Source organism: Leptolyngbya sp. FACHB-36 (assembly GCF_014695955.1).
Lineage (GTDB): Bacteria > Cyanobacteriota > Cyanobacteriia > Leptolyngbyales > Leptolyngbyaceae > FACHB-36.
Genome location: NZ_JACJPG010000229.1, coordinates 1 through 4,359, shown reverse-complemented (window position 1 = coordinate 4,359; position 4,359 = coordinate 1). Strand labels below are relative to the sequence as shown.

The following is a 4,359-nucleotide window of genomic DNA, read 5'->3' as shown; positions in this document are numbered from 1 at the left end:
GCCTCTAGATACCGCGCCAGCGATCGCGCCTCGGAGGTCACCTGCTTGAGCGTGTCTACGTCTGGGTGCTCGGCAATGGCGGCTCGAATCGGCTCCTGATGTGCTTCTGGAAGCCTCTGCATCTCGCGCACCAGCGGAGCCAGATAGCGCGCTGGAATTGACTGATCAGCAGCTTTCTCTTTCAGCGCAGGCGGCAGCAGATCTGAGGTAACGGCAGTCCACTCGTCATTCAGCTGGCGGACTTCGCGACGGGTGATGCGATCGCCGCGCTGGGCTGCTTCACTAACCATCTGCTGCACTTCCGGGTTAGCTTTGGCGGTTTCGACAAACGCCCGCTTGCTGAACTGATTCACCGTATCGGGTTCTAGATAGCCGTCCTCCAGCAGCACATCGGCGCTGTTCGCCAGTTCAATCAGCGCATACGCCTGACTCTTGCTGATCTCTCGGTCCTTGAGCCAGTTGAGAAATCCAGTCCCTCGCGCATCGCCATACCACTTTTCACGATCGCGCACCGTCCGCAAAATCCGTCCGCGCCAGAGGTCGGTTTGCAAGGTGACGCGATCGCACACTTGCCAAGCGCGATCGAGCTGCTGCTGAAAGTCTGTCTCAGAAATTTGGGCGTCTTCGGGGTCAGGTAGCTGGAAGTCCAACGCTAGGCTCGGTCCAAACTCAACCGCTAGATGTGGCGTAGCAACAGTGGGTAATGGAGGTGACTGTACCATAGGTGCCTTTCCGACAAGAGTCGCATCATTATGGCACGCGATCGCCAGATCCTCCTGCTTCGTGCGATCAATTCATCAACTTGTCGCTTGCGTAGGAGTTGGCAACGGCGTTCCTAACGCGCTTAGGTTCAGGACATAGCCTCCCGTCACTAAGTAAACTTCATCTGCGATCGCCCCAATTTGCCGCGTCAGCGAGCCGAGGCGATCGCGGAAGGTGCGCCCGATCGCATAGGCAGGCACCACGCCCCACCCCGTTTCTTCTGCCACGATGACCACGCGACAGGTGGCGTGCCGCAGGGTCGTTAGCAAGTCCTGTACAGTCTGATTCCAGGCTGTGTCGTCTTGCTCCAGCCCGTTCGCTAACCAAGTTCCCAGCGAGTCGATCAGCAAGCAGGTTGGATGGGATGCTGTGGCGATTGTGTCAGCAAGCTCGATCGGAACGTGCAGCGTTACCCAGTCCGACGGACGCCGCAGACGGTGCTGCTCAATCCGCGCTTGCCACTCTAGATCGGTTGGGTCAATCTGAGCAGTTGCCACGTAGGTGACAGATTGGCTCGACCGACTCGCCAGCGTTTCTGCCCATTCGCTTTTTCCCGATCGGGCAGGACCTGTAACCAGAATCACTCGTGGCGCAGCGGCAGAGGTGCTCATGGGAATTGCTCAAAAGAAAGTTGCGTGCGATCAAAAATCTAACGGATAATCTCTGAAGCTAGCCCTTGCACCGGAAAGGACCTGTCGTTTTCGCACCTCGCACACGGGATTTATGAAACGAGATCTTCAGCGGATCGAAGCAACGCTCGATCAATTAGCCAATTCATCGCCTCCGAGCAGCCCTCATGGCACGGCATCCAAGCCTAAGGCGGCAGAGCAGGTTCCCTCGTTTGAAGTGCGAAAGACGACGGAGGCGATCGCAGATACCCCAATCCTGCCACGGGTAAAATCGCCCAGTTTTACCAGCCACCGCAATGCCGCGAATCCTGCCCTTGCAATGACCCTGCTGAAAGACATTGAGGGTGTGGTGTCCGGTTGGCAAGCCGAACTTCAGGAGGTTCTGCGGCAAGTTCAGGACGTGTACCTGGAAGGACCGATTATCGACGGCTGGCTGGAATCCTACGGACAAGACAACGGCAGCGTTCCTGCTCTGCGTCACACCGATGTGGAATGCTTGATGGATTACGTCGAGAAGCACTGGGGAGCGGCAGACGCTAGCCTACCTCCGACGGTGCCGCCAACTCCGGAGCCGAATACGCCAGGCTACCGTCTGTGTGGGCTAAATGACGATGGGCAACTGTGGTTCCGGCACTGTCCCGTTGACCAAGTCGCTGCTGTGAGCGTGGCGATCGCCCGCTTCCAGAAGCTGCGGCAGCTACTGGTCCGCAAACAGTCCCTCGAAACTCGGCTGGCGCAGCTTGCTGAAACTTTAGTGCGGCTACACAGTCAACTTGTACACGAGCGGGATGCATAGTCTGCCACTGTTGCCACTGTCACTGTTGCCACTGTAATCGTGTGTAGGCACGGTTGCTGACGGGTCCGATCGTTCAGTTTAATGGGTGTACTATCCGGCTATCTGCTAGGCTATTTATCTCTGGCTAAGCTGCTTCAAGGCTGTAATTTCGTTTATGGAAGGCCCGATCAACTCTATACGATCGGAACAAACTGTCTCCATTTATGAAAAGACTTTGATTTTTTGGGGTCGCGTCTTTGCATTTCTCGCCCAGTCATATATCCTTTTGCCAGATATTCGTCTTGTCTTAGGTCGTGGGTGTCACGCAATTTAGGCAAGACGGATACGAGTCAAGTGCTGGTGTGAGGGAGTTTGGGTTCTCGCCTGTGCGATCGCTGGTTTAATTCGTTCAGTCTGCATCGACTTGGAAGCTACTTGCTATGACCGTAACCTCAGCCGCATCTCGATCCAGTTCGTCTGTGTCCATTCGGTTTGTGATCCAGGACGCCTACAACCGAGGTGCGACCAAACTGTATCTTCAAGCAGGGCGTCCACCCTTCTACGGGATTAGCGGTAAACTCCTTCCTCAAGACCACTTTCCCGCGTTGACACTGGAGCAGTTTCACCAGTATCTCCATGAGATTCTCACTCCTCAGCAGCTTCAGCACTACCTGACTCATCGAAAACTGGATGCCAACGTTGGCATCGCGGGCTTTATGCAGGGGCGCATCAACTGCGGACCCACGGCTCAGGGTTCAGAGGCGATGAGCCTGAACGCGATCTCGCTCGATGGTCCCAGTCAGGTGATTCTGCGGCAGGGCACTATCCGCGGCATGGTCGAGGATGCCCGTCGAGCAGGAGCATCGGATATTCACCTGCAAGTTGGCGAAATCCCGCGCTTCCGTATTCAGGGCAAAATTGTGCCGCAGGAAACCTACGGCAAAGTGACCGATCGCCAGTACGAAGAATTTGTGAAAGAAGTGCTGACGCCCGAGCAGCAGGAGCAGTTTCACGCTCGGCAAGAACTGGACACTGCCGTTTTGTACGAAGGCTTGGTGCGCTGTCGCGTCAACTGCTCTCAGTCGCTTCGGGGCGGCGCAATGGTGCTGCGATTAATTTCCTTGGAAGTGCCAACGCTGCAAAAGCTGGGACTGCCCGAAATTCTTGGCTATCTGGTAGAGGAGCACCAAGGCTTGATTTTGGTTACGGGTCCGGTGAACTCTGGTAAGTCCACGACCTTGGCGGCAATGCTGCGCCACCTCAACGACACGATGCCGCGCAAAATCGTCACGATCGAAGACCCAATCGAGTACGTCCACACCTCAAATCACTGTTTATTTACGCAGCGGGAAGTCGGACTGCACACGCAAGAGTTTAAGGACGCGCTGCGAGCGTCGCTGCGGCAAGACCCGGACGTAATTCTGATCGGAGAAATGCGCGATCGTGAAACCGTGGATACGGCGATGCGAGCCGCGCTGACTGGGCACCTCGTGCTCGGCACCCTGCACACGAAGGGATCGGTGAACGCCTTCAAGCGCCTGCTGAATTTCTACACGCCCGAGGAGCAAGAAACAGTTCGGATTCAAATTGTTGATGCGCTGCGATCGGTGATTGGTCAGGCGCTCGTTCCCACAAATCAGGGCGGACGCACGGCAGCCCTGGAGATTATGATCAACACCGACGCGATTCGTGACTATCTCCAAAAAGGGCACACTGACGAAATTTACCAACTAATGGAAGAAGGTAAGGACGGCAGTCAAACCATGAACCAGGCGCTCTTTGATCTCTACGAGAGTGGTGTGGTGAGTCCTGATGCTGCCCTTGCGGCGTCGCTCAATCCTGACGACCTTGCCTACATGCTGAAAAACTACACGCGTCGCTCTAGCCGATCGGGGTTAATGACAGCCGACTACATCAATACGCGATCGCTCTAAAGCGCTCACGTGTGGTGGGTAGGACGTGGCAAGACAGGTCGGTTAACCTCACCCTTGCGATCGAGATTCAGTTGGTGCAGTTGAGCTAGAATAACAGCAAAGCATAGCGTTCTTTCGTTTGCGGCAGGTGCCGCCCTTCTATGCCACCACACCCCATTTTGGTCATATGCAGGTTGGGAGTTTCTCGCGTTGATGCGTGAATCTGTTCAAGGGTTGGAGTCGTCGTTTGGAGATGCCACGCATCTGCAAGCTCTCCACC

General features: G+C 55.7%; 4 protein-coding genes. 2 read left to right on the top strand and 2 right to left on the bottom strand.

The window, feature by feature from the left end:
• Positions 1-722: hypothetical protein (locus H6F43_RS05435; RefSeq protein ID WP_347272374.1), on the bottom strand; the 722-nt coding region annotated here is incomplete at its 3' end.
• Between the two features lie 75 nt (positions 723-797).
• Positions 798-1,373, bottom strand: coding sequence for a bifunctional adenosylcobinamide kinase/adenosylcobinamide-phosphate guanylyltransferase (gene cobU, locus H6F43_RS05430; RefSeq protein ID WP_190341447.1), 576 nt, complete (start codon positions 1,371-1,373; stop codon positions 798-800).
• A 112-nt stretch (positions 1,374-1,485) separates the two neighbouring features.
• Between cobU and H6F43_RS05425 the strand changes: the two genes are divergently transcribed.
• A complete protein-coding gene (locus H6F43_RS05425) occupies positions 1,486-2,187 on the top strand; it encodes a hypothetical protein (protein WP_190341444.1) in 702 nt (233 codons plus the stop codon).
• A 419-nt stretch (positions 2,188-2,606) separates the two neighbouring features.
• The gene (locus tag H6F43_RS05420; protein ID WP_190341442.1) at positions 2,607-4,100 is read left to right on the top strand and encodes a PilT/PilU family type 4a pilus ATPase; all 1,494 of its coding nucleotides are present in this window, start codon (positions 2,607-2,609) and stop codon (positions 4,098-4,100) included.
• Positions 4,101-4,359: the final 259 nt, after the last annotated feature.

Bases quoted from the DNA above. Each gene is read 5' to 3' on its own strand.
- cobU (WP_190341447.1), bottom strand. From the start codon at position 1,373: ATGAGCACCTCTGCCGCTGCGCCACGAGTGATTCTGGTTACAGGTCCT.
- H6F43_RS05425 (WP_190341444.1), top strand. From the start codon at position 1,486: ATGAAACGAGATCTTCAGCGGATCGAAGCAACGCTCGATCAATTAGCC.
- H6F43_RS05420 (WP_190341442.1), top strand. From the start codon at position 2,607: ATGACCGTAACCTCAGCCGCATCTCGATCCAGTTCGTCTGTGTCCATT.